The 24,470-nt window shown below is 74.5% G+C and carries 19 protein-coding genes; 15 read left to right on the top strand and 4 right to left on the bottom strand.

The features are described from left to right. Positions 1–525: 525 nt before the first annotated feature. Positions 526–4,404, top strand: coding sequence for an ATP-binding protein (locus tag BL253_RS25670; protein WP_076819854.1), 3,879 nt, complete (start codon positions 526–528; stop codon positions 4,402–4,404). A gap of 87 nt (positions 4,405–4,491) precedes the next feature. Here BL253_RS25670 and BL253_RS25665 read toward each other — a convergent pair whose 3' ends face one another. After that, entirely contained in the window at positions 4,492–5,181 is a 690-nt protein-coding gene (locus tag BL253_RS25665; protein WP_076819852.1) for a Crp/Fnr family transcriptional regulator, read from the bottom strand. A 247-nt stretch (positions 5,182–5,428) separates the two neighbouring features. Between BL253_RS25665 and BL253_RS25660 the strand changes: the two genes are divergently transcribed. The 5 genes from BL253_RS25660 to BL253_RS25640 all read left to right on the top strand — a co-directional run bounded on the left by BL253_RS25660 (position 5,429) and on the right by BL253_RS25640 (position 9,054). Next, a complete protein-coding gene (locus BL253_RS25660; RefSeq protein ID WP_007512404.1) occupies positions 5,429–5,665 on the top strand; it encodes a hypothetical protein in 237 nt (78 codons plus the stop codon). 127 nt (positions 5,666–5,792) lie between these two features. Continuing rightward, a complete protein-coding gene (gene nth, locus BL253_RS25655) occupies positions 5,793–6,518 on the top strand; it encodes an endonuclease III (protein WP_076819849.1) in 726 nt (241 codons plus the stop codon). Continuing rightward, on the top strand, positions 6,515–7,411 hold the full coding sequence (locus tag BL253_RS25650) for an NUDIX hydrolase (protein WP_076819847.1): 897 nt from the start codon (positions 6,515–6,517) through the stop codon (positions 7,409–7,411). Before nth ends, BL253_RS25650 begins: the two co-directional genes overlap by 4 nt. 29 nt (positions 7,412–7,440) lie before the next feature. Beyond that, positions 7,441–7,821: a cupredoxin domain-containing protein gene (locus BL253_RS25645; RefSeq protein ID WP_420801714.1), complete on the top strand. Its 381-nt coding sequence runs from the start codon at positions 7,441–7,443 to the stop codon at positions 7,819–7,821. Between the two features lie 51 nt (positions 7,822–7,872). Further along, on the top strand, positions 7,873–9,054 hold the full coding sequence (locus BL253_RS25640) for a MarP family serine protease (RefSeq protein ID WP_076819843.1): 1,182 nt from the start codon (positions 7,873–7,875) through the stop codon (positions 9,052–9,054). Between the two features lie 148 nt (positions 9,055–9,202). Here the strand turns inward: BL253_RS25640 and BL253_RS25635 are convergent, their stop codons facing one another. Both BL253_RS25635 and BL253_RS25630 read right to left on the bottom strand, forming a co-directional pair. Then, positions 9,203–10,126: an alpha/beta fold hydrolase gene (locus BL253_RS25635; protein ID WP_076819841.1), complete on the bottom strand. Its 924-nt coding sequence runs from the start codon at positions 10,124–10,126 to the stop codon at positions 9,203–9,205. A gap of 203 nt (positions 10,127–10,329) precedes the next feature. Beyond that, positions 10,330–10,857, bottom strand: a complete 528-nt coding sequence (locus tag BL253_RS25630) for a phage holin family protein (RefSeq protein ID WP_081438688.1) — start codon at positions 10,855–10,857, stop codon at positions 10,330–10,332. A gap of 326 nt (positions 10,858–11,183) precedes the next feature. Between BL253_RS25630 and BL253_RS25625 the strand changes: the two genes are divergently transcribed. From BL253_RS25625 to BL253_RS25600, 6 genes are all read left to right on the top strand, one after another. Next, entirely contained in the window at positions 11,184–12,107 is a 924-nt protein-coding gene (locus BL253_RS25625) for a hypothetical protein (protein WP_076819888.1), read from the top strand. Positions 12,108–12,504: 397 nt separating this feature from the next. Continuing rightward, on the top strand, positions 12,505–13,860 hold the full coding sequence (locus BL253_RS25620; protein WP_076819839.1) for a TadA family conjugal transfer-associated ATPase: 1,356 nt from the start codon (positions 12,505–12,507) through the stop codon (positions 13,858–13,860). Further along, entirely contained in the window at positions 13,857–15,482 is a 1,626-nt protein-coding gene (locus tag BL253_RS25615) for a type II secretion system F family protein (RefSeq protein WP_076819836.1), read from the top strand. Before BL253_RS25620 ends, BL253_RS25615 begins: the two co-directional genes overlap by 4 nt. 196 nt (positions 15,483–15,678) lie before the next feature. Next, positions 15,679–15,963, top strand: a complete 285-nt coding sequence (locus tag BL253_RS25610) for a DUF4244 domain-containing protein (RefSeq protein ID WP_076819834.1) — start codon at positions 15,679–15,681, stop codon at positions 15,961–15,963. A gap of 17 nt (positions 15,964–15,980) precedes the next feature. Continuing rightward, positions 15,981–16,457: a TadE family type IV pilus minor pilin gene (locus BL253_RS25605; protein WP_198946391.1), complete on the top strand. Its 477-nt coding sequence runs from the start codon at positions 15,981–15,983 to the stop codon at positions 16,455–16,457. Then, complete coding sequence (locus BL253_RS25600) at positions 16,454–16,864, top strand: Rv3654c family TadE-like protein (protein WP_076819833.1); 411 nt, start codon at positions 16,454–16,456, stop codon at positions 16,862–16,864. Before BL253_RS25605 ends, BL253_RS25600 begins: the two co-directional genes overlap by 4 nt. Before the next feature lie 141 nt (positions 16,865–17,005). Here BL253_RS25600 and BL253_RS25595 read toward each other — a convergent pair whose 3' ends face one another. Beyond that, positions 17,006–19,537, bottom strand: coding sequence for a DEAD/DEAH box helicase (locus tag BL253_RS25595; protein WP_096336088.1), 2,532 nt, complete (start codon positions 19,535–19,537; stop codon positions 17,006–17,008). A gap of 662 nt (positions 19,538–20,199) precedes the next feature. On the opposite strand from BL253_RS25595, the gene BL253_RS25590 reads away from it, so the two are divergent. The 3 genes from BL253_RS25590 (at position 20,200) to BL253_RS25580 (ending at position 24,295) form a co-directional block, all read left to right on the top strand. Then, entirely contained in the window at positions 20,200–20,541 is a 342-nt protein-coding gene (locus BL253_RS25590; RefSeq protein WP_007516571.1) for an anti-sigma factor antagonist, read from the top strand. Between the two features lie 309 nt (positions 20,542–20,850). Continuing rightward, positions 20,851–21,417 (top strand): ATP-binding protein, encoded by a 567-nt coding sequence (locus BL253_RS25585; protein ID WP_076819831.1) that lies wholly within the window; start codon positions 20,851–20,853, stop codon positions 21,415–21,417. Between the two features lie 481 nt (positions 21,418–21,898). Next, positions 21,899–24,295, top strand: a complete 2,397-nt coding sequence (locus tag BL253_RS25580) for a sodium-translocating pyrophosphatase (RefSeq protein ID WP_076819829.1) — start codon at positions 21,899–21,901, stop codon at positions 24,293–24,295. Positions 24,296–24,470 lie beyond the last annotated feature (175 nt).

Below are 24,470 nucleotides of genomic sequence, written 5' to 3'. Positions count from 1 at the left end.
ACCGCGGGCCACCCGGCGGCCGTTCGAGGCCACGGATCCGTCTCCTTGGCGCCGCCGCCACCCCGGAACCGCCGGGGCCCCACCGGCTCGGCGAGGCCGCGCCCGCAACCGTGCCGCCCGGCGCGGAACATCCGATACGTCCTGGTGTTGAGGGCCCGAGAGGAGTACTCGAACTCCGGCGGCATAGACCGGTCGGCCAGGTTGTTGGTGTGAGCACGGTCACAACGGGAAGACCCCGTCGCGCGGCGGCCCGGGCCCTTGTGCCCAGCGGGTGCCAGCCGCCGTGCCCGGGCAGCGAGGCCCTGGCGCTCGATGACCTCGGGACGCCCGATGCCGGGCATCCGACAACACCGCGACGACGGGCGGTCAGATGGCCGTGAATCGGCCACTAGACTTTCCGGACGGAGGGGGACCGCCAGTGCGATACGTCCAAGATCGAGGCGGGTCAGCCTGCTCACGGCGGGTGACCCCCGAGGCCTCCGCCGGTTCGCCGACGCGAGGGCACACCGCGGGGGCACGCGCGCCATGGTGATCGTCCCGACGCATTCCGGGACGCTGCGGTGCCCGCGCTGCGGCACTCCGGCGGTGCCGGCCGCGCGGTACTGCTTCCACTGCGGGCTGCGGTTCACCTCGCTCGCCGGGCCGGGGCAGGAGTCCGCCGAGCGCCGCGTCGTCACCGTCCTGTTCGGCGACCTGTCCGACTTCACCTCGTGGGCCGAGGACCGCGACCCCGAGCGGGTCGGCGAGGTCACCGACCTGGTGCTCGCCGCGCTCGCCAAGGAGGTCGACGACGTCGGCGGCCGGGTCGACAACCTCGCCGGCGATGGGATCATGGCCGTGTTCGGTGCGCCGACCGCGCACGAGGACGACGCCGAGCGGGCGGTGCGCGCCGCCGCGGCGATGCAGGAGACCGTCCGCCGCCTGGTCGAGGACAGCGAGGACGGCGACACGCCCCTGGGCCTGCGGGTCGGCATCAACACCGGCGAGGTGCTCGCCGGCGTCCAGGCGTCGATGACGTACACCGTCGTCGGCGACACGGTGAACACCGCCGCCCGGCTGTCCGGAGCGGCCGCGGTCGGGGCGGTCTACGCCGGCCGGGACACGATGACCGCGACCCGCTCCGTCGCCACCTGGCGGGAACTGCCGGACCTCACGCTGAAGGGCAAGCGTGAACCGGTGCCGGCCTACGAGCTGGTCAGCCTTCGGCCGTCGAACGTGGCGAGGCCCGGCCTCGGAGACGACGCCACCTTCGTCGGACGGGACGCGGAGCTGACGACGCTGGGCGGCTGGTTCACCGAGACCCTTCGGACCGGGTCCCCGACCATCGCCGTGATCACCGGCGAGGCCGGCATCGGCAAGACGAGGATCACCGGCGAGCTCGCCAAGCAGGCCCACGACGAGGCCGGCGCGCAGGTGCTGTGGGGCCGCACGGTCCGCCACGGGGACGGCCGCAGCCTCGCCCCGCTGGCGGACGTGATCCGCGGTGCCTGCGGCGTCGTCGATGGCGACAGCCTCGACCGGGTCGCCGACCGGGTTCGGCGCACCGTCGGCCGCCTGAACCACCCGCTCACCGGCGCGCGGCTGCCCGCGGGCCTCGCCGACCGGCTGCTCGGGATGCTCGGCGTCCCGATCGACCGGCGGGCCTCCGGCGCGGCCGAGCCGCCCCCTGGCGACCCGGCGGGGCGGGAGCACGGCGAGGCGAGCACCGGCGAACGGTCCTTCGACCTGGCCGTCGACACCGTCGGCCTGCTGCTGTCCGCGCTCGCCGCCGAGCACCCGCTGATCGTCGTGGTCGACGACCTGGAATGGGCGACCAGCACGCTCATCGGGGCGCTGCGCCGCCTGGCGGGCCGGATGGTCGGCCCCATCATGCTGATACTGCTCGACCGGGAGATCCCACGGCTGTYGGACCTGCCGGGCGCGCGCGGGATGACACTCGGGCCGCTGCCCGAGGTCGCCGCCACGACGCTGCTGTCGGACTTCCTCAGCGGCGAGACACTCAGCTCACAGACCAGGACGGCACTGCTCACCCGGGTGCACGGCAACCCGTTCTTCCTGGCCGAGCTGCTGAACCTGCTGATCGACCGCGACCAGCTGCGCCGTCAGCCCACCACCGCGCCGGGCAGCGCCGCCACCAGGCCCGCCGCCGATCCAGCGGTCACCGCCGAGCCGGCCGCCCCCGCCCGCCCGGCCGGAGCCGACGGGCCTCGCTGGGTGCTGGAGGGATCGCTTTCCGAGACCGCGCTGCCGGCCGGCGTGCAGTCGGTGCTGGCGGCCCGGATCGACGACCTGAACCCGACCGACAAGGCGGTGCTGCGCGCCGCCGCCGTGCTCGGGAGCCGCTTCCCGGCCGCGGCGCTGCCGTCGGTCGAGGAACGGCCGGCGACCGAGGTCGCGGCGGCGCTGGAGCGGCTCACCGAGCGTCAGCTCGTCCGCGCGCCTCGCGCGGGCGAGCAGCTGTGGCGGTTCGTCCACCCGATGGCACGCGACGTCGCCTATGCCGGGCTGCCGAAGGTCGAGCGGGCGCGGCGGCACTCGACGGCGGCCCGCTGGGGCGTGACGGCCATGACCGGCTCGTCGCGCGAGGTGTCGAACTTCGTCGCGACCCACGCCCTGCGGGCGTTCGAGCTGGCCTCCTCGATGGCGCTCACGTCGTCCGACCCGGCCTGGTCGGCGCGTGAGCCGGGGTTCCGGGCCCTGCTGCGGCTGGCCCGGGCGGCGCTGGCCCGCGACGACCATCGCACGGCCGCCGACCAGCTGGCCGACGCCCGCCGGCTCGGCCGCGGGGTGATCGACACCGACGACGAGAACATCGCCAGGGTGTTACACGCCGAGGCGCTCGTGTCCCTGCGCCGGCTGGAGGAGGCCGAGCGCACCCTGCGCCCCGCGCTGCGGGTCACCGCGCCGGCGCGGCGCGCGGCCGCCTACGCCGTGCTCGGGGAGCTTCGGCAGAAGCAGGGCCGCGCGGAGCTCGCCACCCGCGCGCTGCGCACCGCGCTCGACGCGGCCCGCGCCGCCGGCGACGACCGGGCCGCCGCGGCCGCGCTGCGCCGCCTGGGCACGCTCGAGTACGGCGCCGCCCAGATCCGTACGGCCGAGGAGCTCTACCGCGAGGCGCTGGAGCTTGCCCGCCGGGTCGACGACCCGCGTGGTGTCGGCTGGGCGCTGCAGCACCTCGCCTGGAGCGCGACCACCCGGGGCGACTACCCGCAGGCCGAGCGCTCCCTGCGCCAGGCCAAGGAGGTCTTCGAACGCCTCGAGGACGCCGGAGGCATCGGCTGGTGCAGCGGCACCGAGGCGCTGGTCCTGCTGCTGTCGGGCCAGCTGGCGCGGGCACGGGCGCTGGCGCGCGGGCTGGTGGACGCGGCCGAGTCGATGGGCGAGCGGTGGGGCATGGCCGTCTGCCTGACGATCGGGGCGATCGCGGCGGCCGAGCTCGGCGATATCAGCGCGGCGCGCACCGACGCGGCCCGCGCGGCCGCGCTGTTCGAGGGCGCGGGCGACAGCTGGGGGCGGATCCTGACAAGGGTGGCCCAGGGGCTCGCGGCCAGGGGCGCCGGCGAGCCGGACGCCGGGGCCGAGTTCCTCGCCGGTGCGTGTGCCGAGGCGGCCGCCGCCGGCCAGGCACTGGTAGGTGCGCTCGCGTCGCTGATGCTGGGGCTGACCCTCCTCGACGCGGGCCGGGTCGACGAGGCCGAGCAGGCGGCCCAGTCGGCGATGGGCGAGCTGGTCGGTCTCGATCTGCGCCCGCACGCCCAGCTGGGCGCGAAGGTGCTGGCGGCGCAGGTCGCCAGGGCACGCGGGCGTCTCGATGAGGCGATCGCGCTGCTACGGGAGGCGCTGGCCGCGAGCGAGCCCGCGACCCTGCTGTTCCCCCGCAGGCAGGCGTACGCCCACCTGGCCGGCACCCTGCTGGACGCCGGCCAGCCGGAGGAGGCACTGGCCGTCGCCCGCCGGGCCGTCGCCGTGGACGCCGAGGACGTACGCGCGCAGGTACTCGCCTGGCGGGCACTCGGCACGGTCCTGGTCTGGCGCGGTGACCTGGAGGGCGGCCGGGACGCCTACCTGCGGGCCCTGCGGGCGGCGACGGCGACCGAGGCGGTCAGCGAGGTGCCCCAGACCCGACGGCTCCTGGCCGCGCTGCCCGAGCCGGGCCATGGAGCCGACGGCGGGCACGACGGGGCCACGCGGGGAGTCCACGCCAACGGCCGGGTCCCGCGTCTCGGCGGAGCGGACGGCGCAGCGCGGGGCGACAACCACGCGGCGCATGGCGAGAACAACCTCGCCTGGGCCGACGCCGCGCCGCCCGTAGACCTCGCGGCCGACGGTCAGCGGGCTTCCACCCCCGAGGCCGACACCAGCCCCGACCTGCCGGACCCCGTCACGACGATCACGTCCGCCTGAGTCAGGACATCCGGGGAACGGACCTCACCGGCCGCCCGGACCGCGCGCGACCACCGCGTGCGCTCGGCCGGGCGCGGCCGGGCGCCGCTAACGGGCGCGGCGGGCCAGGCGGTCGCGGTCGAGCAGCACCACGGCCCGGGAGTCGAGGCGCAGCCAGCCACGGGTCGCGAAGTCGGCGAGCGCCTTGTTGACCGTCTCCCGGGAGGCTCCGACCAGCTGGGCCAGCTCCTCCTGGGTCAGACCGTGCTCGACACGGATCCCGGCGGCCTCGTTACCGGGCTGCGCCGGTTCACCGAATCGCACCGCGAGGTCGAGCAGCGCCTTGGCGACCCGGCCGGGCACGTCGGTGAACACCATGTCGGCCATGGCGTCGTTGGTCCGGCGCAGCCGGGCGGCCAGCACCCGCAGCAGCAGCGAGCCGGYGTCCGGCCGGGACCGCAGCCACGGGCGCAGCGCCGAGTGCTCCAGCGACACGAGCGAAGCGTCCGTCACAGCGGTCGCGGTCGCGGTCCGTGGGCCAGGGTCAAAGAGTGACAATTCCCCGAAGATGTCCCCGGGACCCATGACATACAGCAGGTTCTCGCGCCCGTCGGCAGACTGGCGTCCTATCTTCACCTTGCCGGACAGCACCACGAAGACGCGATCACCGGGCTCGCCCTCACGGAAGAGCACGTCACCACGGGTGACGTCCCTCCGCTCCAGGTGGCTGGAGAGCGCCTGGCGGTCCAGGTCGGACAACCCGACGAACAGCGGAACGCGAGCAAGCAGATCGTCCACGCTGTGAGCATGCCAGGACAGCGCGCGTAGAGCACGGCCAGGGCACCTCCAGGCTGCTCGCGCCCGCCCAAAATGACCGGATCGGCGACGGAGAAGCACAATAAGTAACCAGCTTCTCCAGGCTGAGACGGCGGCCGGCGCGGCCGTAGCGTGGCCAACGTCACTGGATGCTGTCGCGACACACGGTGCGTGACACGCCCCACCCCCGTTTCACGCGCGGGAGCGCATCGTCCACCATGGACTCGTCATGTTTCTCTTCGCCGCCATCGCGTTCCCCGTGGTGCTCCTCGGGCTTCTGCTGGCGATGGAGCGGGTGGAGCGCCCGCTGAACGCCGCGGACACCCGCAAGGGCATCGAGGGCTTCCTGGACAACGCCCGCCCCGACGAGGTGAACACCTTCGTCAACCAGGGCATGGCCGCCGCCCTCGATCGTTACCGCAGGCGCCTGCGCCGTCAGCCTCCCGGCAAGCACCGCGCGGCATAGGCGCGACGGCCTGGCCGGTCGGCCACGTCGTCCTCAGGCAACCCGCCGACTCCCGCCAGCCCCGGCGCCCCGCCCGATCGAGCCGGGCATCTCAGGGCCGTGCCGCCAGGGGGAATAGGCTCGGGACATGCCGGCCATCGTCGACGCGTCCGCCGAAACCGCGCTGGCGCGCACCAGGCGGGCTCGGCGGATCGTGCGGATCCTCGGCGAGTTGCATCCCGACGCGCGGATCGCGCTGAACTTCTCCAACCCGCTAGAACTTCTCGTCGCGACCGTCCTGTCCGCGCAGTGCACCGACAAGAAGGTCAACGAGGTCACTCCCGCGGTCTTCGCGAAGTACCCCACGGCCGCGAGCTACGCGGGCGCCGACCGCGAGGAGCTCGAGCGGCAGCTGCGCCCGACCGGTTTCTTCCGCGCCAAGGCGAATTCGCTGATGGGGCTCGGCGCCGCCCTGGTCGACCGGTTCGACGGCGAGGTGCCGCACAGGCTCGACGAGCTGGTCACGCTGCCCGGCGTCGGGCGCAAGACCGCCAACGTCGTGCTCGGGCACGCGTTCGACACTCCGGGCATCACGGTCGACACGCATGTCGGCCGCCTCTCCCGGAGGTTCGGCCTGACCACCAACGACGACCCGGTCAAGGTCGAGGCCGACCTCGTCGCACTGATCGAGCGCAGGAACTGGACGATCGCCTCCGATCGAATGATCTTCCACGGCCGGCGTGTCTGCCACGCCAGGCGACCGGCCTGCGGCGCCTGCGGCGTCGCGAAGCTGTGCCCGTCGTTCGGCGAGGGCCCGACGTCGGCCGCCGACGCGGCCCGGCTGATCCGCGGCGACGCCGAAGCGGCCAGATGACGGATCCCGACGGCCTCCCGCGTGACGGCGGGCCGCCCAGCTGGCTCACCGCGCTCGCGGCGGCGGTCACGCGCGACGGCCTGCCGGTCCGCGAGGAGGGCTGGCCACCGCCGCCCCCGGACGCACGGCCCGCCGCGGTGCTGATCCTGTTCGGCCAGGGCGAGCACGGCCCGGACGTGCTGCTGCTCGAGCGGTCGGCCGACCTGCGCAAGCACGCCGGCCAGCCGGCCTTCCCGGGCGGCGGCGCGGACCCGACGGACGGCTCGGCGATCCACACGGCGCTGCGCGAGGCTCGCGAGGAGGTCGGCCTGGACCCGGCGGGCGTCGAGATCCTCGGCGCCGCGCCGCAGCTCTACCTGCCCCACAGCAACTACCTGGTGACACCCGTGCTGGCCTGGTGGCGCGTGCCATGCCCGGTCTATCCGGTGGACCCCGGCGAGACGTCGGCGGTCGCGCGGGTACCGGTCGCGGACCTCGTCGACCCGGCGAAGCGGGTGCGGCTGCGCCACCCGCGGACCGGGCAGCCAAGCCCGGCGTTCCGCGTGGCCGGCATGACGACGGTGTGGGGCTTCACCGCCGGCATCCTTGACGCGCTGCTGCGCCTCGGCGGCCTGGAGCGGCCTTGGAGCGAGGGCCCGCCGGTCGAGGACCCGGACGTCAACGCCTCGATCGCGCGCGCCGCGATCGAGCTGGCGCAGGCCGGCGGCGTGGACGCCGCCGGCGAGATCGACCCGGACGACCTCACCCCGGACAGCGCCGAGCCCGACGGCCTCGCCGCGGCGCAGCCGCGCCGGCCCGGCCACGACGTGCCCGGCGACGACGTGCCCGGCGACCGCGACCACACCGCCGGCACCGGGACTGGTGCCGGCCCCACGAAGGGCTCGGCGGCTTGAGGATGTCGACGGCGGGCAGGCGGCTGGCCGTGACGGTGATCGGGGCGCTGGTGCTGGCGACGGCAGGTGCCGGCTGCGCGGCCGAGCACCCGAACACGCCGAAGCCCACCGCCGTGCTGGCCCCGACGGTCGCCGACGGGGTTCAGGTGTTCCCCCTCGTCGGCCTCGCCGACCTGCGGTTCTCCGCGGCCACGCTGAACGCGAAGCCCGGGAAGATCCGCGTCGACTTCTCCGTCGCGGACGGCTCGGCGTCGCACAACTTCGTGATCCCGAAGATCCCCGCGGCGCGCACCGACATCCTCGGGGCCGGAGCGTCACAGTCGGTGACCTTCACCGTGACGGCGCCGGGCGACTATCCGGTGATCTGCACACTGCACCCGAACATGTCCGCGACGCTGCACGTCGCCTGACACCGACCGAGACACCCGAGACGACCGAGACCGAGACGACAGCCGTTCGTGATGAACATCCTGGATATCGTTCTGCTGCTCGTGGTACTGGCGTTCGCCGTGTCCGGATACCGGCAGGGCTTCGTGGTGGGCGCGCTGTCGTTCATCGGATTCATCGGCGGCGGGATCCTCGGTGCCCAGATCGCCCTCCCGCTGGCCAAGCTGATCGGCCAGCGTGAGCATGGCGCGGTCATCGCCCTGGTCACGGTCCTGACGCTCGCCTGTCTCGGCCAGGTGGCCGGGACAGGCGCCGGCGTCGCCCTGCGCAGCCGGCTCACCTGGCGGCCCGGCGAGACCGTCGACTCGCTGGCCGGCGCGGTCCTGTCGGGGATGTCCGTGCTGTTGGTCGCCTGGCTCATGGCGACCGCGCTGGAACGTTCCCCGTTCACCACCGCCGCCCGCGAGGTCCGCGACTCGGCGGTGCTGACGACGGTCGACGACGGCATGCCCACGAGCGTGCGGGACACGTTCTCCAGCCTGCGCCAGCTCGCGGACGGCAACGGCTTCCCGGCGGTGTTCTCCGGCCTCGGCAACGAGTCGATCGTCGCCGCCGACCCGCCCGACCCCGCCGTGGTGAACGCCACCGGGGTCACGTCCGCCGCCGCCAGCGTGCTGAAGGTCCGGGGCATCGCGCCGTCCTGCTCACGGCAGGTCGAAGGCACCGGATTCGTGTACGCGCCCCAGCACGTGATGACCAACGCGCACGTGGTGGCCGGCGTGCGGGAACCGGGAGTGGAGGTCAGCGGGCGGCTGTTGCCGGCGCGGGTGGTGGTCTTCGACGCCGAGCGCGACGTGGCCGTGCTCTACGTCCCCGACCTCAACCGTCCGCCGCTGCGGCTGCAGACCTCGCCGCCGGGGCGCGCCGACGACGACGCCGTCATCGCGGGCTTCCCGGAGGACGGCCCCTACCGGACGGAGCCGGCGCGGATCCGCAACCAGCAGAAGGCCAGGGCGCCCGACATCTACTCCCAGGGCAGCGTGGTGCGCGACATCTACGCCGTGCGCGGCACCGTGCTGCCGGGCAACTCGGGTGGGCCGCTGCTCTCGACGGGCGGCAGCGTCTACGGCGTCGTCTTCGCCGCCGCGACCGACGACAGCGAGACCGGATACGTGCTGACGGCGGCCGAGGTCAGCGGCACGGCGCGGGCGGGCGAGCGCGCCACCACCCCGGTCAGCACCCAGGGCTGCCGCTAGGGACCTTCCCCACCGATTGCTCCTTCCCCACCGATTGGCCATGGCGGAGCTTTGTGTCGGCCCGTGGGTTCGGCGCCGGTCCCGGCTCGGCGGCCAATCGGCGGGGACCCCGCGGGGAGCTCACAGCGGAAAAGGCGCCGGGGTGGGATCAGGGTGGGGTCGCGAGCCAGCGCAGGAGGAGGTCGCCGACCTGGGCGGGGGCCTCCTCGGGCAGGAAGTGGCCGGCGTCGGGAAGCAGCTGCCAGGTGTAATGGCCGCTGACGTAGCGGCTTGAGCCCTGGGCCGTGTCGGGCAACAGGAACGAGTCCGCACCGCCGTGCAGATGCAGCACAGGGCACGTCACCGCCCGTCGCAGCGCCTGCGCGAACCGGGCACCATCGGGCCGGAACAGCGAGCGGAACACCCAGCGGTGGTACTCCAGCGAGCTGTGCGCCACGCCTGGAATCCGCATCGCCGCGCGGTAGCGCCGTTCTTCCTCGTCGTTCGGGAATCCCGGCCCGCCCCAGTCGCGCAACAGCTCGCCAACCCGGGCCGCGCCGTCGGCGACCAGTTGGCGCTCGGGCCGCCAGGGAAGCTGGAAGGCGAACAGATGCGCCCCAGCCAGGCCCTGTCCCCGAGGGCTCACCGCGTACTGATGGCGGACCCGCAGYGGGTGCGGCATCCCGAGAACCGCTATCCGACGGACCTGCCGAGGCCAGAGGGTCGCTGTCGTCCAGCACGCGAGGCCGCCCCAGTCCTGCCCGACCAGGACCGCGTCGCGCTCACCGAGAGCACGGATCAGCCCGGCGACGTCGTCCGCGAGGGTGAACGCGTCATACCCGCGAGGTGGCTYGTCGCTCGCCCCATAGCCGCGCAGGTCGGGCGCCACCACCCGGTAGCCGGCGGCGGCCAGCGTCACCAGCTGGTGGCGCCACGCCCACCAGAACTGTGGGAAGCCGTGCAACAGCAGCACCAGCGGGCCCTGGCCCAGCTCGGCGACGTGCAGCCGGGTGCCGTTCGCGGAGACGTCGCGATGCCGCCACGGCCCGTCGATCAGCACGCTGGCGGGCTCCGACGCGAACACCTCTCCCACCGATCGGCTCCCGAAGGTTCGGCGCCCACCCGCACGCCCAGCGGCCCACGGGTGACAACCGCGCTCGCGGGCCCAACGCGAAGACCTCGCTCACAGGCTAACCGGGAGCAAGCCGGGGCGGGTCGGTGCGCACGATGCGCGACGCCGAGCCCGACGCCAGGCGCGGAGTCGAGCGCGGTCCTGGGACGGCGCCGAGAAGGCGGTCAGCCCCGCGGCTCCTGCCCGGCTGCACGGCCCGGCTGACCGCTCTCCCGCGACGGCGGGATCGCCGGGGCCGCACCCACCGGCGCGCTCGCACCCCCGGCACGGCCCGCCGTGCTGGACCCGACAGGGTGCCGCAGCAGAGCCACGTCCTCGCGGACGGAGGAGATCGTCCGTCGCGGCGGCCGCAGCCTGCGCAGCCGCAGCGCGCCGACCAGCACGAGCAGCCCGGCGAGCGCCAGCAGCAGCACCGCCGTGATCAGGAAGGACCAGAACCGCTCGAGCCCAGCCCAGGTGAACAGCTCACCAAGGAAGATCGTCAGCGCGATCAACGCGCCGAGCCCCAGCCCGGCGGCGGCGCCGATCAACCCGGCGCCGACGGCGGCCGACGCCGCCTGACGGCCGAGTTCCGCCTTCGCGAGATCGATCTCCTGGCGGACGAGCAAGGACATGTCCCTGGTCGCGATCGCGACCAGCTCGCCCAGCGAGGCTTCCTTCCCCGCGCGGCGATCCCCGTTCCCGAACGTCACCGAAGTCCCCTCCCCATCCCCCTGCTCCGGGAAAGGCACACGCCGGCCGGTCACCGCCGGCCCGCTCACGCCCATGGGGCCGCGCTCGCGGGCGGCCCGCCCCTCGCCCGGTCCCGCTTCCCCGGTCCCCTGCCCTTCAGTCTGACGCCCGGGGCACGCCGACGGGGGCTGTAGCGACGAGCGGGTGGGCGTGTGGCCCGGATTACCACCTCCCCACCGATTGGCGGTACCCCGCGGGAGTCACGAACACGAAGCGCAGGATGGCCGGTCGGGGCGCGGCGGGCGCGGAACGCGAGTCACCCGGCCGGACGGGTAGCGTCGGCCGCGTGTCGACAGCGCCCAGCCCACACGCCGGTATCGAGGCTGACCCGTTCGCCAGGGTCGCGGCACTTCCCGGTGTAGATGAGGCGGTGGCGGCCGCCCGATCGGCTGTCGACGCCCTGCTGCGCCACCGGGTGCTGCGGCGGCGCAGCGCCGAGGTCACGGCCGAGGCCTCGCTGCGCTCCGCCCGGGCGAGCGCGGCGCTCGAAGGCCACGGCGTCGCGATGGAGACGCTGCGGGAACACCTCACCGCCGGCGAGGACGGGGACGGGGACGATGCCCCTGCCGCGGTCGGCCGACCACTCGCGCCCGCGAGCGATGACCTCGCGGTGACCCTGGGGGCGGTCCGGCTGTACGCCGAGCTGGGCGGCCTCAGCGCGGCCTGGGAGCGGGCGCCCCGCCAGGCGCTCGCCCGGATGCACACCCTGCTCGGCCGGGGCATCATCGCGGACAGCGAGCTTGGCCGGCCGCGCGCCGGCGCGGCCGGTGCCGGTCTGCCCGGGCTCGGCCCGGCGCCGGGTCCGGCCGAGGTGTCCGCCCGGCTCGACGGGCTGGTCGGCCTGCTCGTGGGGCGGACGACGGCACCGGCGATCGTGGTCAGCGCCATCGTGCACGGCGAGCTGCTCACACTGCGCCCCTTCGGCAGCCTGGACGGGATGGTCGCGCGCGCGGCCGCCCGGCTGGTCCTCGTCGGACGCGGCCTGGACCCCAAGGCGGTCACAGCGAGCGACGTGGGCCATCTGGAGGCCGCGCTCGGCGAGGGCGATACCGGCTCCGTCGCGCCGGACACCGCCTACCGGACCGCCGCCGCGGGCTACGCGGGCGGCGGGGCCGACGGCGTGCGCGCCTGGTTGCTGCACTGCGCCCGCGCCGTCGAGCTCGGCGCCCGCGACTCACTCGCCGTCTGCGAGGCCCTCGGCAGGTCCTGAGGCGAGGCGCGGGCGCCCTCGTGGTGGTGGGCGGCCGTGGCCGCTCCGGCCGCCCGCGGCTGGACCCGGAGGACGATCCCGCGGGGTCCTCCGCCGGTCCGGGTGGGCGAGGTGGGACGGCACGGAAACCCTCCCTTTTACCGCGCCGGATGGCCTGTGGATGAGGCTCATCCACAGGCGCCCTGGTGGGGCACGGTGATGCGCGACCGAACCGTCCGCTCCGAAGGGACCTGGGCGCCATGGCCACCGGCCCACCGATCGTCCTCGCCGCACCCACCACTGCCCTGCCGGGTGTCACCGCTCCTCCAGCCCGCCGTGTCACCTCCGCGGCCGGCAGGTGCCGGCAGCCGGTCCGGCTGGCCGCGTCACCGGCGCGGATGGCCGGGGAGCCTGTCCGATGACGGCCCCCATCCGCGGCGTCCCGGCGAAGACGATCGACGGGGTGCGCGACCGCCTCGCCGACGTGGCCCACCCGCCCACTCGGTCGGACGTCGCCCGGGCGCTCGCCGAGGTCGCCGGGCCGCTGCGTGAAGAGGATCGAGAGGCGACCCGGCGGGTGGTCACCGCCGAACTGCTCGGCGCCGGCCCACTGGACGAGCTGCTCGCCGATCCGTCCGTGACCGACGTGCTGGTGAACGGGCCGGCCGAGGTGTGGGTCGACCGGGGCAGGGGGCTGGAACGCGCGGACGTCTGGTTCACCGACGACGACACGGTGCGCCGGCTGGCGACCCGGCTCGCGGCCAGCGGCGGGCGGCGGCTGGACGCGGCGGCGCCCTTCGCGGACGCGCGGCTCGCGGACGGCACCCGGCTGCACGCGGTGCTCGCGCCGGTGGCGATCGGTGGCACCTGCCTGTCGCTGCGCCGGCCGCGCCGGGTGCCGATCGGCCTCGCCGAGTTCGTCACGGGTGACGCCGGCGACGCCGGCGACGCCACAGGAACGCTTCTCCGCCGATCCGCCGGAGAAGGTTCCGCGGAGGCGCACACGGCGGCGGCGAGGCCCAGCGCGGCTGGAGGCCGGTCCGTCGACATGGCCGCGAGACGCGACCGTGAGGCGCTCGTCGGCGTACTGCGCGCGCTCGTCGACGCCCGGCTCGCGATCGCGGTCACCGGCGGCACGGGCACCGGCAAGACGACGCTCCTCGCCGCGCTCCTCGGCTGTGTGAGCCCGGCCGAACGTGTCGTGATCGTGGAGGACACCACCGAGCTGGCGCTGGAGCGCGACAACCTGGTCCGGTTGCAGGGCCGGCCGCCCAACATCGAGGGCGCGGGCGCCATCACCCAGCGCGATCTCGTCCGGCAGGCGCTACGGATGCGCCCCGACCGGCTGGTCGTCGGCGAGGTCAGGGGACCTGAGGTGCTGGACCTGCTGGTCGCCTTCAACACGGGCCACGAGGGCGGGCTCACGACCGTCCACGGAAACGCGCCCGGCGCGCTGCCGGCCAGGATGGAGGCGCTGGGGGCGCTCGCGGGCCTGTCCCGGGCCGCCCTGCACAGCCTGCTGGCGGCCGCCGTGCAGGTCACCGTCCACCTGCGCAGGGATGACGCCGGCAGGCGCGTCGTCGCGGCCGTGGCCGTGCTGCGCCAGGACCCGGGCGGGCTCGTGCGGGTCCGCCCCGCGCTGGTCGCGACGCCCCCCGCACCGCCCGAAGCACCCGGCGGGCGCATGCTCCCGGCGGACGGCCTGCCGTGGCTGCGCGACCTGCTGCGTGATCGCGGCGTCGCTCTTCCGTCACCTTTCGGGTCCCGGCCATGAGCACCACGGCGAGGGTGCCACGGCTGGCCGCCCGGCTGGTCGGGGTGACGGCCGTCGCCGGGACCGTGCTCGGCGCCGCCATGGTCGCGGGGCGGGCCGGCGCCATCGTCGCCGCGCTGGTCACGGTGGTCACCGCCACCGCTGCCCGGGCGGGGCGGCGGGCGGCGGCGCAGCGACGGACGGCGGCGGCGAGAGCGGTCGCGGAGGACCTGTTGGCCGCGTTCGCGGCCGAGCTCGACGCGGGCGCCGACCCGGACGCGGCCCTGCGATCGGCCGCTGCCGCCGCCGAGCGACAGCTACCCGACGACGCGTTTGGCGACATCCGGGAAGTCCTGAGCGGGACGAGCGGCACCGCCGTCGACGCGGACGGCCATGCCCATGCCGCGGACGCGGGCGAGCTGGCACGGCTCTCAGCCGGGCTGGCGGCCGGCGAGGACCCGATCTGGTTGCTCGCCGGCTGCCGGACACCGGCGCTACGCCAGCTCGGCGCGGCCCTGTGGGTCTGCCGGACCGGCGGAGCCCGGCTGGCGCCGGTCGCGATGACGCTCGCCGCGCAGGCACGGGCGGACGCCCGGCGAGCCGGTGAGCTCACCGCCGCGCTGGCCGGCCCGCGCTCATCCGGGCGGTTGGTGGCGGGCCTGCCAGTCGTCGGCATCGTGTTCGCGGCCCTGCTCGGCGCACGCCCGGCCCATGTGCTGCTCGCCACGCCGACGGGCTCGGCGTGCCTCGCCGCCGGGGTCGCGCTCGACCTGCTCGGCCTGCGCTGGCTGCGGTGGATCGGCGACCGCGTGGTCCGAGACATCGAGTCGGCGGCTCCCCGGGATGCCCACATGGACGAGCAGGGACGCCGGCCGCGAGCCGGCCCGGCGAGACGCCCGGGGCTCCTGCCGGATCGGCGGCGGGGTTCCCACCATCCGGGAACGCAGCGATCCGGGAGAGCTGCCGGGCGGCCCGCGCTCGGGGCCGCGCTGGCCAGCGCGATGGGGGCCTGCGCCGCGGTGCTCCTCGCCCTCGGCCAGCGTGGGCTCGGAGCCATGGCCGCGGTGGGAGCGGCGGCTCTGCTGGTCGGCGCGGCGCTGCCCGCCGATCCAGGCCGGGCGCGGCGCGCGCGGCTGCTGGCCGACCTCCCCCTCGCGCTCGACCTGATCTCCGCCTGCCTCGCCGCGGGCGCGACCGTGCCAGCGGCACTGGAGGCCACGGCCGCCGGCGTGGCCGGCCCGCTGGGCGTCGAGCTCAGGGCGACCTCCCGCGGGCTCCGCCTGGGGGCGACCGCGGCAGGGGCGACGGCACGGCTGGTGGCCGCCGGCACGGGACCGACCGGCCTCCTCGACGCGCTGCGACGGCGAGTCGGCGCGGGTCAGCGCGCAAGTCCCGCCCGCCCGTTGATGGCGGCTGCCCAGGCGCTCGGGCGGGTCGAGACCAGCGGGGCGCGACTCGCCGAGGGGCTCACCAGAATCGCCGCGCGCGCCAGGGCTCAGGCCCACGACGAGGCGATCGGCGCCGCGCGGCGGGCGGGCGTCGCCGCGGCCGCACCGCTCGGGTTGTGCTTCCTGCCCGCGTTTCTCCTGCTGGGCGTGGTCCCGACCATTCTCGGCTCACTGCCAGGCGCGCTGCCGACCTGATCCACCGCCTGTGGATACGTCAGCGATATCCACAAGTCGCGGGCGAGCCATGGCATCGGCGCGAGTCCCCGCACACGATCACGATGCTCCTCCCGCTCCAGGTTTCGGCCGGCTGGCTTCACCGGCCCATCCAGGCCGCGACGACCGCACCCACCCCACGTGTTCGCTCCTCGCATTCCCATGGAGGTGTCAGCCGATGTCCCCGCTGTCGGTTCTGTTCCTGCTGCCCGCGTTGCTCGCTGGCTGCGCTCTGCTGGCGCATGGGCTCGCCCATCGCCCTGACGACACCCGTCCTCGGTCCGAGGTCGCGAGGCGCCGGGACGCCGCGGGCCGCGACGCGGGCATGTCGACCGCCGAGTACGCCGTGGGCACCGTAGCCGCGGTCGCGTTCGCGGGCGTGCTCTACGCCGTCGTCAGCAGCTCGGCCACCCACGAGATGATCATGTCGGTCGTGCGGCGCGCGCTGACGTTGCCCTTCTGACCGGCCGGAGGCACCCGATGACACGTTCCCGCGGGCACGCGCGGGCGGCCCGGCCGCCGGACGGCGGGCAGGCGACAGCCGAGCTGGCCCTCGGCCTGCCGACCCTCGGCGCCGTCGTCCTGCTGGCGCTCTGGCTGCTCGCCGCGGCCGGCGCGCAGGCCCGCGCACAGGAGGCGGCCAGGATCGGAGCTCGGGCCGCCGCGAGGGGTGACGACGACCGCCAGGTCGCGGCGTGGGCACATCTGGCCGCCCCGGCGGACGCCACGGTCACGATCTCCCGGCAGGCCGACGAGGTCACGGTGACAGTACGGATCCAGTTGTCCGTCACGGGCTCCCCGCTGCCACCAGCCCACATCGTGGCCAGCGCCGTCGCCCCGGCGGAACCCGCCGCGGTCGGCGCGGGCACCGCCGGCCCAGCCGCGGCCGGCTCCGGCGACCACATGGCCGGCGTCGGCCCCGAAGCTGGCGCGCGAGGCGAGGAGGCTCCCGGATGATTCCGGCGGCCAGGCGGCCGGCCCGGCGCGGCACCGATCGCGGGTCGGCGACGGTGCTGCTGCTGGGCTGGTTGATGGTCCTCGCGATGGCGGCCGGAATTCTGCTCGCGGTCAGTACGGTCTCGATCACCCGACGTCAGGCGGCCACGGGCGCGGACCTCGCGGCTCTCGCGGCCGCCTCGGACCGGACGGGCGACCCGGCGGCGGCCTGCGGCCGAGCGCGGACCCTCGCCATCCGCAACGGCGCCGAGCTGATCGCCTGCCGGGCCACCGGCGACGCGATCGAGGTGGTCGCCCAGGTACAGCCGCCGCCAGCCCTCAGGCTGCTCGGCCCGCTGGCCGCCACCTCCCGCGCCGGACCCTGGATCGGCGCGACCGACGCGACCGAAGCTGGACCCGGCGGATGATCATGGCAGGGCCGCCCTCGGACGAAGCCATCACCGAACCCGAAGATCCTCGCCAGCCACCCAGCGCCCCTCGAGGGGCATGACCKGGCCGGCCAGGGCCGCCGCCGATGCCCCGGGGTCACAGTGCTGGTGCCCCCGGGGTCACGGTCCGTCCAGCCTGCCGAGAATCGTGGTGAGTAGCCGGCTCGCGGCGRCCTTGTCGAGTGGCTCGTTGCCGTTGCCGCATTTTGGTGACTGCACGCACGACGGGCACCCGGCCGGGCACTCGCAGGCGGACACGGCGTCACGGGTCGCCGTCAGCCAGGTGCCAAAACGCCCGTAGCCGCGCTCGGCGAAGCCAGCGCCACCCGGATGACCGTCATAGACGAACACGGTCGTCTGCCCGGTGTCCGGGTGCAGCGCGGTCGACACACCGCCGATGTCCCAACGGTCGCAGGTGGCGAACAGCGGGAGCAGCCCGATCGCGGCGTGCTCGGCGGCGTGGACCGCGCCGGGCACGTCGGCCGGCTCGACGCCGGCGTCCTCCAGCAGCCCGTCCGAGACCACGTACCAGACCCCTCGGGTACGCAGGTGGCGCGGCGGCAGGTCGAGCGGGACGACCCCGAGCACCTCACCGGTGGTGATGAGCCGCCGCTGGTAGCCGACCACCTGGCTGGTCACCTCGACGGTGCCGAAGTACACGGCCAGGTCACGGTCGGCGACCCGCGCCCTGGTCTGTTCGACGATCCGGAYGTCGGTGTGGTCGCGGGCCGTCGTCGTCCAGTCCGGCGCGGCATGGACGACGAAGGCGACCGACTCCTCCAGGTCGAGCTCCTCGACGACGAAGCTCACGCCCTGGTGCAGGTAGACGGCTCCTGGGTGAACGGTCGAATGCGAGGTCGCCGCGTCCACCGTGCCGAGCAGCCGCCCCGTGCCCGACTCGACGATGCGCACCGGCGGGCCGCCGACGCCCCGGATGTCGACGTCGGGCCGACCACGCTGGGTCCAGTACCAGCCAGCCGGCCGCCGTCGCAGCCGGCCACGCCGGACAAGATCGTCAAGCACCGTTCTCGAGGCGGCCCCGAACAGCTCCAGATCGCTCTCGGTGATGGGCAGCTCCGCGGCGGCGCACTCCAGCTGCGGGCCGAGCACGTAGGGATTGTCGGGGTCGAACACGGTCGCCTCGACGGGCCGGCCGAACACCGCATCGGGGTGATGCACCAGATAGGTGTCGAGCGGGTCGTCCCTGGCGACCAGCACGGCGAGAGCCCCCTGCCCCGACCGGCCGGCGCGACCGGCCTGCTGGCGCAACGAGGCCAGCGTCCCCGGATAGCCCGCGATCACGGTGGCGTCGAGGCCGCTGATGTCGACACCCAGCTCGAGTGCCGAGGTCGCGGCGACACCGAGCAGGTCACCGGAGCGCAGCCGGGCCTCCAGGTCACGGCGCTCCTCGGCCAGGTAGCCGGCCCGGTAGGCCGCGACGCGCTCGCCGAGCTCGGGCGCCACCAGGCCCAGCGCCCGGCGGGCCGAGTTCGCGACCACCTCGGCCGCCCGCCGCGAACGGACGAAGACCAGCGTGCGCACGCCGTCGGCCACCAGGTCCGCCAGCAGGTCCGCGGCCTCGGCGGTGGCCGAACGCCGCACCGGCGCCCCGTTCTCGCCGGCGGCCGGGCCGTCCTCGCCCCCCGTGCCCTCAGCCGCCATGGCAACGCCACCACCAGCTCCGTCACCGGCGCCGGCCCTGGCCGGGTGATCCCCTCCAGCCGAGGCGTCCCTCGCGGCCCCACCTCCGACCCCGCCCATACCGCCAGCCCCGGCTCGTCCGACGATCCCGGCGAGCTCGCCCGCGCCGGCCGGCCCGCCCGCCGCGGCGGCGTCCGGCTGGCGCCCGCTGGCGGTGAGGAACAGTGGCGGCTCGTAGAGGACGAAGTCGGTGGCCCCACGCGGGGAACCGTCCTCATCGACCACGTCGACGTCAACGCCCGTCAGCCGGGCCGCGGCGACACCGGGATCGGCGACGGTGGCCGAGGCGAGCACGAAGACCGGGTCCGACCCGTACCTGGCGCAAACCCGTCGCAGCCGGCGCAGCACCTGCGCCACATGCGCGCCGAACACCCCGCGGTAGCCGTGGCACTCGTCGATCACGACGTAGCGCAGGCCGCGCAGGAACGGACCGAACCGGCGGTGGCCCGGCAGGATCCCCCGGTGCAGCATGTCCGGGTTGGTCAGGACGAAGGTGGCGTGCGCGCGCACCCACTCCCGCTCGGCGGCGGGCGTGTCGCCGTCGTAGCTGGCCGCGCGGACGGCCGTCAGCGTCAGCGAGCGCACCGCGCGAAGCTGATCGTGGGCCAGCGCCTTGGTGGGAGCCAGGTAGAGGGCCCGCGCCGACGGGTCGGCGAGCAGCGTGGTGAGCACCGGCAGCAGGTAGCCGAGCGACTTGCCGGACGCCGTTCCGGTCGAGAGCACGACGCTTCGGCCGGCGAACGCCGCCCCCGCCGCCGCGGCCTGGTGGCTCCATGGTGCCGTGACGCCGGCGGAGCGCAGCCGCCCGAGCAGCAGCGGGTCCACCCACTCCGGCCAGTCCACCGCCGTTCCAGCCCGCGCGGGCACCCGCTCGACGTGGGTCACGCACCGATCCCGCCGGCGGTCGGAACGCAGCCGGGACAGGATCTCGGCCCCGCGGTCGTCACCCACCTCGGACTCCCGTCTCCCGCGCTCGCCGGCGCATGTGGTCAATCGGCCGAACCTGCCGGGCTGTTCCCGCCCCGCCCCGCCCCGCCAGCCCGGCCCGGCCGAGCCCGGCCCGGTCCCGCCAGTCCCGCCGGCTCGCGCCTGGTGGCCTGTAGGCACGGGCGAGACTCAGGCGGGCCTCAGCACCACTCCCGTGGTTCTCGGATGCCCCAGGCGTTCTCAAGAGTAGGCAAGCCGCGCTATGCCGCACTGTCCTGGCCGTTCGCCGCGCGCGGCCGGCGCCGCCCGCGCCCCGCGACCAGCGGCGCGCGGCCCCCGGACCAGCGGCGCGCTGCCGGCGCCGAACCGGCGGAAAAGCCGTATTGGCGTCCTCCGGCCAGGCCTGGCCGACTGGTCACCGAGAGTGGCAGACGGCAACGGAAGATCAGGCGTAGATTTCCGGTGGCGTCGGTACGCGTCAGGTCCGGCGCGTCGGGCCATTCCGGCGCACCGGACCATGATGGTGTGGGGTCATGCCAGCCCGTGGAGTCATCCGTTCGGCTCTGTGACGCAGCGGTCGGATTGGCCCTCCACGCCGCGGGGTAGTGGCGCCTGCAGTCGGGTCACTCAGACCCGGACGCCCCACACGCCTGACCGACAAGTCGACGTAGTACGCAGGAGGATTTGTGGACCTGTCCCTCACGACCCGCCAGGAAGGCGACCACACGGTCGTCGTCGTGGGCGGAGAGATCGACGTCTACACCGCGCCGAAGCTGCGCGAGCAGCTCATTGACCTCGTCTCAGCCGGCTCCTACCACCTGGTCGTCGACATGGAGGGCGTCGAGTTCCTCGACTCCACCGGTCTCGGCGTCCTCGTCGGTGGCCTCAAGCGGGTCCGGGCGCACGACGGCTCGCTGCGCCTCGTCTGCACCCAGGAGCGCATCCTCAAGATCTTCCGGATCACGGGCCTGACCAAGGTCTTCCCGATCCACGCTTCTGTCGAGGAAGCGCTCTCCGCCAGCGACTGAGACGTCCTGGCTGGCCACCCGACCCACCGTCCCCGTGACGGTGGTGTCGCGGGTGGCCCACCAAGGACGTCGTGCCGGGGCCTCGCCCCGGCCGCTCTGGGACCTGGGTCGAGCATCGCCCGACGGGGCGGGACCGATCGGCCTCACCGGCCGGCGCGGGTTCCCGACGAGGCTCGAGGTACCCGCGCGCCGCCTCGCCGGCACCGGCCGGGCCAGGCCGCTCGGCGATGAGCCCGGTCGCTCGGCGATGAGATGGTCGGGGCGCCCCAGAGACGATGCTCACCAACAGGACAGAACCCCGGAGGCCACATGTCCACCGTCGAGTTGCGCTTCGCCGCCCTGCCGGGGCACGTCCGCACCGCCCGCAGGATCGCGATGGCGGTCGCGCGCCGCGCCGGGGTACCGACCGGCGTACTCGACGAGATCGGGATCGCCGTCGGCGAGGCCTGCCTGCGCGCGGTGAACGTGAACCGCCGCCGCGCGCCCGAGAGCCTCGTCGAGATCCGGATGACGGGCGTCGACGGCGCCTTCACCGTCGCGGTCGCCGACTCGGGCGAACCGGGTGACGACGTGGCGCCCGGCCCGGACGGCGGCCTGCTTGGCGCGCCGGCCCTGCTCGACCTGAGCACCGGTGACGCCCGCCCCGCCGGCGACCCGCTGACGGCTCTCCCCGGCGACCAGGAGCCCGGCGCGGCCGGCTCGGCTCTGCCGCCGGGCATTGGCCTCGCGCTCATCGAGGGGCTGGTCGACGACGTCCAGATCCGCCGTCGCCCGGACGGCGTCGGCACGGTGGTGACGATGACCTGGGACACCGCGACCTTCATCGGCGGCGGCCTGGAGGGCGGCATGGCGACGGCGGGCAACCCCGCCCTTTGAGGACGAACCCGCCGGCCGGCCCCGCGCGAGTCCCGGAGGGCACGTCGCTCGCGACATGTGCCCCTACGGACCCGCAGAGGGYGGTCGGCCGCAAAAACGAGCGCACGCCGCAGACGTGTGGATAGACTCCGCCGCATCTCACAGACGGTGTAGCTGGTCGTCCGTGACCGGAATTGGTGCTCCTGGTGGAGCGCGGTGGAGGTGGGGCAGGGACCTTCCGCGAGACGGCAACGCAGGCGCTGAGTCAGCCGGTAGGCGTGGTACTCCCCGGCAAAGGACAACCACGACGTCGGTTACTGCTACCTGCGCACCGCCAGCCACGGTTTGACCCGCGAACCCACGACATCCCCGAATAGCCACCCGTGGCGTCGCCCGATGCGGCGCCCCGCTGTGACCGTTGGACATGCGTGCGGCGTCGAGCCACGACGGCGTACGAACGCCCGGCCGTCCAGGGGACAAACAGTGCAGACCGGGAGGAGCCATGTCCCCGATCCAAGCCGCGGAGTCACCCGCGACTGCTGGGATCGACCTTACTGGCGGGCAACTGGGATTGGTCGCCGGTGTGGCGTTCATCGCAGCGTTGGCCCTGCTTGTGGCCGCTTATCTGGTCCGCGAGGTACTCGCGGCCAGCCAGGGCGGACCCAAGATGATCGAGGTCGGTGCCGCGGTACAGGAGGGCGCCGCCGCCTATCTGCGCCGCCAGTTCAAGACCCTGGCCGGGTTCGTCGTCGTCATCCCGTTCGTCCTGCTGGCGCTGCCGGCGGACGACACCGGCGCCCGCATTGGACGCTCGGTGTTCTTCGTCGTCGGAGCGGTCTTCTCCGCGCTCGTCGGCTTCATCGGCATGTCGCTGGCGACCAGGGCTAACACCCGGACGGCGGCGGCCGCCAACGAACGTGGCGAGAAGGCCGCGCTTCGGCTGGCGTTCCGCACCGGCGGCGTCGTCGGGATGTTCACCGTCGGGCTCGGCCTGCTGGGCGCCGCGGTCGTGGTGCTCGTCTTCCGGGACACCGCGCCCCAGGTGCTCGAGGGCTTCGGGTTCGGCGCCGCGCTGCTCGCGATGTTCATGCGAGTCGGCGGTGGCATCTTCACCAAGGCCGCCGACGTCGGCGCCGACCTGGTCGGCAAGGTCGAGAAGGGCATCCCCGAGGACGACCCGCGCAACGCGGCGACCATCGCGGACAACGTCGGCGACAACGTCGGCGACTGCGCCGGCATGGCGGCCGACCTGTTCGAGTCGTACGCGGTCACCCTGGTCGCCGCGCTGATCCTCGGCGTCGGGGTGTTCGGCGCGCACGGGCTGGTGTTCCCGCTGTTGATCCCCGCTGTCGGCGTCATCACCGCCGTCATCGGCATCTTCGCGGTGAGCCCTCGCGCCAAGGACCGCAACGGGATGGCGGCGATCAACCGCGGGTTCTTCATCTCCGCGATCATCTCCGCGATCGGCGTCATCATCGTCGCGTTCGTCTACCTGCCGACCAGCTTCGCCGACTTCCCCGGCATGGAAGGGAGCACTCAGGACGGCAACCCGCGGGTGATCGCCATCAGCGCCGTGCTGATCGGCATCGTGCTCGCCGCGGCGATCCAGGTGCTCACCGGCTACTTCACCGAGACGGCCCGCAAGCCGGTCCGGAGCATCGTCGAAGCCTCCACCACCGGCCCGGCGACCAACATCCTCGCCGGCATCGGCGTGGGCCTCGAGTCGGCGGTCTACTCGGCGGTGCTCATCGGCGCGGCGGTGTTCGGCGCCTATCTGCTTGGCTCGGGCAGCGTCACGATCGCGCTGTTCGCCGTCGCGCTGGCCGGCACCGGCCTGCTCACCACCGTCGGCGTGATCGTGTCGATGGACACCTTCGGGCCGGTGAGCGACAACGCCCAGGGCATCGCGGAGATGTCCGGCGAGGTGACCGAGGAGGGCGCGGCGATCCTGACCTCGCTCGACGCGATCGGCAACACCACCAAGGCCATCACCAAGGGCATCGCGATCGCGACGGCGGTCTTCGCCGCGACCGCGCTGTTCGGCTCGTTCACCGACACGATCGTCGAGGCGCTGGGCAAGGCGGGGGTCAGCGGCGACCCCGCCCGCGGCCTCGGCGGCCTCAACGTGGCCTACCCGGACGCGCTCGTCGGCGTGATTCTCGGAGCCGCGGTCGTGTTCCTGTTCTCCGGGCTCGCGATCAACGCGGTCGGCCGGGCCGCCGGCAGGGTCGTCTGGGAGGTGCGCGCCCAGTTCCGCGACCATCCGGGGATCATGGAGGGCACCGAGAAGCCGAACTACGGCGCGGTGGTCGACATCTGCACCCGGGACTCGCTGCGCGAGCTCATCACGCCGGGAACCCTCGCCGTGATGGCTCCGATCGCGGTGGGGTTCGGCCTCGGCTACCCGCCGTTGGGCTCGTTCCTGGCCGGCGCGATCGCTGGCGGCGTGCTGATGGCTGTCTTCCTTGCCAACTCGGGCGGTGCCTGGGACAACGCGAAGAAGCTGGTCGAGGACGGCGCGCACGGCGGGAAGGGATCCGAGGTCCACGCCGCGACGGTCATCGGCGACACCGTGGGTGACCCGTTCAAGGACACCGCGGGCCCGGCGATCAACCCGCTGATCAAGGTGATGAACCTGGTCAGCCTGCTGATCGCGCCGACCGTGGTGAAGTTCTCGGTGGGCGAGGACAAGAACACCTGGCTGCGGATCCTCATCGCCGTCGTGGCGGTGGCCGTGATCGCCACCGTGATCGTGATCTCCAAGCGGTGGGGATCGTCCCTGGACGCGACGCCGTCCTCCTCGGACGCTCCGACGGCGGTCTCCTCCAACGTCACCGTGACGGGACCGAACGCGGCGGGCTCCCCGGACCAGACGACCGCCAACCAGGTGAACGTCTAGGCCGGGCGGCTTCCCGCCGATTCGCGCCACGCCGGTCCGGTCTACCGGCCCTGGCCTGGCGCGAATCGGCGGGGATCCACACCCGGCCTGCCCCGACCCGGCAGTGTCGCTGAGGACCCGGCGTCGCTGAGGACCCGGCCGCTTGACCAGGGCCAGCCGCCGGACTACCCAGCCG

Origin of the sequence: Pseudofrankia asymbiotica (assembly GCF_001983105.1) — a bacterium.
Lineage (GTDB): Bacteria > Actinomycetota > Actinomycetes > Frankiales > Frankiaceae > Pseudofrankia > Pseudofrankia asymbiotica.
The sequence above is the reverse complement of the archived record's forward strand: the minus strand, read 5'-3'. Positions and strand labels throughout refer to the sequence as shown.

Excerpts from the sequence above, each read along its gene's own strand:
- BL253_RS25610 (WP_076819834.1), top strand. The coding sequence starts at position 15,679 with ATGTCCCCGCTGTCGGTTCTGTTCCTGCTGCCCGCGTTGCTCGCTGGC.
- nth (WP_076819849.1), top strand. The coding sequence starts at position 5,793 with ATGCCGGCCATCGTCGACGCGTCCGCCGAAACCGCGCTGGCGCGCACC.
- BL253_RS25605 (WP_198946391.1), top strand. The coding sequence starts at position 15,981 with ATGACACGTTCCCGCGGGCACGCGCGGGCGGCCCGGCCGCCGGACGGC.
- BL253_RS25660 (WP_007512404.1), top strand. The coding sequence starts at position 5,429 with ATGTTTCTCTTCGCCGCCATCGCGTTCCCCGTGGTGCTCCTCGGGCTT.
- BL253_RS25650 (WP_076819847.1), top strand. The coding sequence starts at position 6,515 with ATGACGGATCCCGACGGCCTCCCGCGTGACGGCGGGCCGCCCAGCTGG.
- BL253_RS25620 (WP_076819839.1), top strand. The coding sequence starts at position 12,505 with ATGACGGCCCCCATCCGCGGCGTCCCGGCGAAGACGATCGACGGGGTG.
- BL253_RS25615 (WP_076819836.1), top strand. The coding sequence starts at position 13,857 with ATGAGCACCACGGCGAGGGTGCCACGGCTGGCCGCCCGGCTGGTCGGG.
- BL253_RS25600 (WP_076819833.1), top strand. The coding sequence starts at position 16,454 with ATGATTCCGGCGGCCAGGCGGCCGGCCCGGCGCGGCACCGATCGCGGG.
- BL253_RS25580 (WP_076819829.1), top strand. The coding sequence starts at position 21,899 with ATGTCCCCGATCCAAGCCGCGGAGTCACCCGCGACTGCTGGGATCGAC.
- BL253_RS25585 (WP_076819831.1), top strand. The coding sequence starts at position 20,851 with ATGTCCACCGTCGAGTTGCGCTTCGCCGCCCTGCCGGGGCACGTCCGC.
- BL253_RS25640 (WP_076819843.1), top strand. The coding sequence starts at position 7,873 with ATGAACATCCTGGATATCGTTCTGCTGCTCGTGGTACTGGCGTTCGCC.